Source organism: Candidatus Cloacimonadota bacterium, assembly GCA_011372345.1.
In the GTDB taxonomy this organism is placed as follows: Bacteria; Cloacimonadota; Cloacimonadia; order Cloacimonadales; family TCS61; genus DRTC01.
In genome coordinates, this window is the sequence record DRTC01000444.1 from 1 (window position 1) to 4,313 (window position 4,313).

4 protein-coding genes and 1 pseudogene are annotated in these 4,313 nt (G+C 36.3%); 4 read left to right on the top strand and 1 reads right to left on the bottom strand.

The window, feature by feature from the left end; genetic code table 11:
* Nucleotides 1-31: 31 nt before the first annotated feature.
* The 4 genes and pseudogenes from ENL20_08615 to ENL20_08630 all read left to right on the top strand — a co-directional run bounded on the left by ENL20_08615 (nt 32) and on the right by ENL20_08630 (nt 3,785).
* Nucleotides 32-295: a hypothetical protein gene (locus ENL20_08615; GenBank protein HHE38619.1), complete on the top strand. Its 264-nt coding sequence runs from the start codon at nt 32-34 to the stop codon at nt 293-295.
* 67 nt (nt 296-362) lie between these two features.
* Nucleotides 363-1,478 (top strand): efflux RND transporter periplasmic adaptor subunit, encoded by a 1,116-nt coding sequence (locus ENL20_08620; GenBank protein ID HHE38620.1) that lies wholly within the window; start codon nt 363-365, stop codon nt 1,476-1,478.
* A gap of 312 nt (nt 1,479-1,790) precedes the next feature.
* Nucleotides 1,791-3,287, top strand: a complete 1,497-nt coding sequence (locus ENL20_08625; protein HHE38621.1) for a T9SS type A sorting domain-containing protein — start codon at nt 1,791-1,793, stop codon at nt 3,285-3,287.
* A gap of 166 nt (nt 3,288-3,453) precedes the next feature.
* Nucleotides 3,454-3,785 (top strand): annotated as a pseudogene (locus ENL20_08630) (hypothetical protein).
* Nucleotides 3,786-3,948: 163 nt separating this feature from the next.
* Here the strand turns inward: ENL20_08630 and ENL20_08635 are convergent.
* On the bottom strand, nt 3,949-4,313 hold a 365-nt coding region (locus ENL20_08635; protein HHE38622.1), incomplete at its 5' end, for a response regulator.

Consider the following 4,313-nt stretch of genomic DNA (forward strand, 5'->3'; position numbering starts at 1 on the left):
CAAGAAAGCAATTAAAGAAACAACGGAAAAAATGAAAACTGATTTCGAGTATCAGCAGAATCTTCTGAAAAAGCAATATGAAGGTGAAAAAAATGTATTTACAACAAAAATTGCTTCCTTGGAAAAAACCGTCAAAGAACAAGATCTTCAAATTACATCTTTAGCAGATAAATTGGAAAATGCTTATGCAAAAATTCAAAGTGTAGCGGAAAAAGCGATTGAAGGAGCAGCTGCCAAACAATCTGCTTTGAATCTGCAACAAGCAATGCAAAATCAAAATAAAAAAGGGGAATGATATCCGGAAACTTGTGAATTTTTTTAAATTTAACGAGTTTTTGAATGATAAAAATACGGAGAAATAAATGAAAAAAATTATAATCATAGTGGTGATAATTGCTATTATAATCGCAATTATTGGATTTGTTTCCAAAAAGAGCAAAGGTAATATAAAACACAAAACTGAAAAGGCAAAATCATATGTAGTGAAAAAAGGCAAGATCACAGTTAAACTCGAAGAAACAGGGGAAATCCAACCCATAAAAGAAATAAAAGTAAAATCTATCGTCAGCGGGAAAATTCTCAAATTTTTTGTGGAAGAAGGTGATTTTATCGAAAATGGTGATATTATTGCTGATATCGAACCTGATTATAACCAGGCGGAGAAAATTGCGAGAGTGAAAAGTACACTCGAATTGACAGAGATCAAATTAAAAAATGCCAAGAGGGATTATCTGGATAAATTGAAACTTTTTGAAGATGATTATATCTCCCAGAGAGAAATCGATTCCTATGAAGATGCTTTGACCGAAGCTGAAATAAATTATAATGCAGCCCTGCAGCAATATAAACTGATCAAGGATATCGAAACAGAAGGCAATGTATCAAAAATCGTTTCAACAGCGTCCGGAACTGTTATCCAGAAATCGATCGAAGAAGGAGAAATGGTAGTTGCCAGCACGAATTCTTTTTCCGAGGGAACAGTGATCCTGACTCTTGCCGATCTTGATAGAATGATCGTTGATTCGAGGATCAATGAAGTTGATATTTCCAAGATCAGGAAAAACCAGGAAGTTGAGATCCAGGTCGATGCTTATCCCTATACAAAATATTCAGGTACAATCACAAAAATTGCTGCCATGGCGATCAATTATAACAACATCAAAGTTTTTCCGATCGAGATCGAGATCAAGGAAGTGGATGAAAAATTAAAACCAGGAATGACTGCTAATATTACGATCATCGGTGAGAAAAAGAAAGGAATTCTCGTTGTTCCGATCCGCACTATCTTCAGTGATGAGGATGGTCAGGATATAATTTACAAAGTCAAGAACGATACGATTGCGGAAAGTATTGTGGTCAAAACCGGTATCAACAACTTCCAGCAGGTCGAGATCATCGAAGGTCTGGCAGAAGGCGACAGCATCTCTTTCTCCGAACCGAAGAATGACCGCAAGAAAGATGAGAGAAGGAAGTTTTAAGCATCTTTATCTGTTGTCATCCTGAGCCTGGCGAAGGGTGGAATATTGATACAGCCGCTTACCTCACCCTTTGACAGGCACAGGGTGACAGTAGTTATTATTCGTTCTTACGCTCCTGCGTTGGAAAGAGATAAATTTTAAAGGAAATTCCCAATTTGGAACTTGTCTTTTGAAACTGGTCATTGGTTAATTGGTTGATTGGATTCCCACGACTAAAGTCATGGGCTGATCCACAAATATAGCCCACTGCTTCAGCGGTGGGGATTCGTTTATAAAAAAAAATAATACAAGCACAAAACTAACGAGGACAAAATGAAACTTTTTATCTTTATCTCATTTATACTTCTCTATCTCAACCTCTTCTCCGACTGGAATGAAATGCAGAAACTGCTTGCTTCGGATGGGGCTGAATATGATTGGTTCGGATGTTCAGTTTCTATTTCAGGTGATTATGCTGTTATTGGAGCATATGGTGATGAGGACAATGGACAAAGTTCTGGCTCTGCTTATATTTTCCGTAATTTTGGGAATCAAACCTGGATTGAACATGAAAAACTGATTGCTTCCGATGGAACTCCCAGTGATTATTTTGGAAAATCAGTATCTATTTCTGGAGATTTTGTTGTTGTCGGGGCATCAGGAACTAGTGATAATGGAGTTTGTAGCGGTTCAGTATATATTTTCTATAATAATGGATCATTTTGGACTGAACTGTTTAAAATAACTCCTTCCGATGCATCTGAAGGTGATTGCTTTGGTAGATCTGTCTGTATTGATGGTAATTATCTAATTGTAGCGTCACTTTTAGATGATGATAATGGTCACCACTCTGGTTCTGCCTATATTTTCCATTGGGATGGAACAACCTGGTCGGAACAAGATAAATTACTTGCTTCTGATGGAACTGAAGATGATTTTTTTGGTTGTTCGGTTTCAATTTCGGGAGATTATGCTATTATTGGAGCTCAAAATGATGATGATAATGGTGAAAATTCCGGTTCTGTCTATGTTTTTCAAAGAGAAGAAACAACTTGGTTCCAACAAACGAAATTAACTGCAGTTGATGGTGCTGAAAATGATTGTTTTGGATTCTCTGTATCCATCTCCGGAAATTATACGGTAGTCGGAGCACCATATGATGATGACAATGAATCTGGTTCCGGTTCTGCTTATATCTTTATCAGAACTGGAACAAATTGGTTTCAGTATGCTAAATTACTTGCTTCTGATGGAGCACATCTTGATTTTTTCGGATGTTCAGTTTCTATTTCCGGGAATTATGCTGTTATCGGGGCATACGGTGATGATGATAATGATATTACTTCTGGCTCTGCTTATGTCTTCTATAAAGAAGGAACAACCTGGTCCCAGCAGGTAAAGTTAAATGCTTCAGATGGTGCTATTTATGATCATTTTGGCAATTCGGTTTGTATATCAGATAATAATGCAGTTATTGGTGCATATAGAGATAGTGATTATGGAACTGATTCCGGTTCTGCTTACATCTTCCATAATGACGCAGTATCAGTAGAAGACGAAAATATTCAATATTCAATAGATAATCTTCAATTGAGTAACTTTCCTAATCCTTTCAATCAGGAGACAACAATCAAATACAACATAAAAAAGAATGGTAATGCTTTGTTAACAATCTATAACATCAAAGGACAGGAAATAACTTCGATCCAATGCGAAACCGGTTCTCAAACCTTTCATTGGAATGCGGAAAACTTTCCATCAGGAATTTACCTCTATAAACTGCAATCAAGCAACCTATCGCAAACCAGGAAGATGATTTTGCTGAAATAAGTAATTGAGTATAAAAAATATCACATGATCCTGCAACAATCGGAAATGTGACAAGTCTTTTAATATAGAGTATTACAACAGTCATTAACCACTAATCTTCAGTTAGTGGGAATAAAAACACGCGATAGGAAGAAAACCGTTTCAACGGTATCCAAAAAGGAAAATAATGCCCAGACACTCCCTGAAAATCTGCTGGTTTCTTATCCATCTGGTCAACAAAAGACAGAACTCTCTTCTTTCACGACAAAAATAAAAGTGTTCAATTTAAAGAAATTATAAAAAAATATCTGTCTTGATAATAACATATATTTCAAGATTGGTCATATAAATCCGGAACATATTCATATTTTAGTTGATTTTCCTGGGCAAGAGGTTATGCTGCCTTTTCCGTATCTGAAAGTCAGCTGGATAAAGTGATCCATTACATAAAAAAATCAAGATGAACATCATAGAAGGATGAGTTTTCGGGAAGAATGGGAATTGTTTTGTCAGAAATATGCGGAAACCGTTAAAACGGTTCGAGTTTTATCGTCGCATTCCAGACCACCAGTTGAAACTGGTGATTAAAACCTCTGTCATCCTTTGTGTCAGGGCGTCAACAGTCATTAATCCTAATCCTGTAGATTTATCTTATAGCATTAAATACTTTCAGGATTTCTCTTTAATGTTTTATATAAGCTTTTTCGATAATATCGAGAAGTTCTCTTTCTTCAAATGGTTTATTAATATATCCCAGTGGTTCTGTCATTTCAGCCTTTTTCCGGGTTTTTTCATCAGAATAGGCAGTAACATAAATAACCGGAATGTTATAATCCACTTTGAGTTGTTCAGCAGCCTGCACTCCGTCAACTTCACCATCCAGCATTATATCCATCAGTACAAAATCAGGACGGAATGCTCCGGCAATTTTTATTGCTGATTCTCCGGTTGTGGCAACACCGATAATTTTATGTCCCAAAGCACTAAGAGTTAATCTCAGGTCTTCAGCAATGATCTTTTCATCTTCAACTATTAATATATTAGACA

What these genes read in the sequence shown, in the direction of transcription:
- ENL20_08615 (HHE38619.1), top strand. Translation starts at nt 32, where the DNA reads ATGAAAACTGATTTCGAGTATCAGCAGAATCTTCTGAAAAAGCAATAT.
- ENL20_08620 (HHE38620.1), top strand. Translation starts at nt 363, where the DNA reads ATGAAAAAAATTATAATCATAGTGGTGATAATTGCTATTATAATCGCA.
- ENL20_08625 (HHE38621.1), top strand. Translation starts at nt 1,791, where the DNA reads ATGAAACTTTTTATCTTTATCTCATTTATACTTCTCTATCTCAACCTC.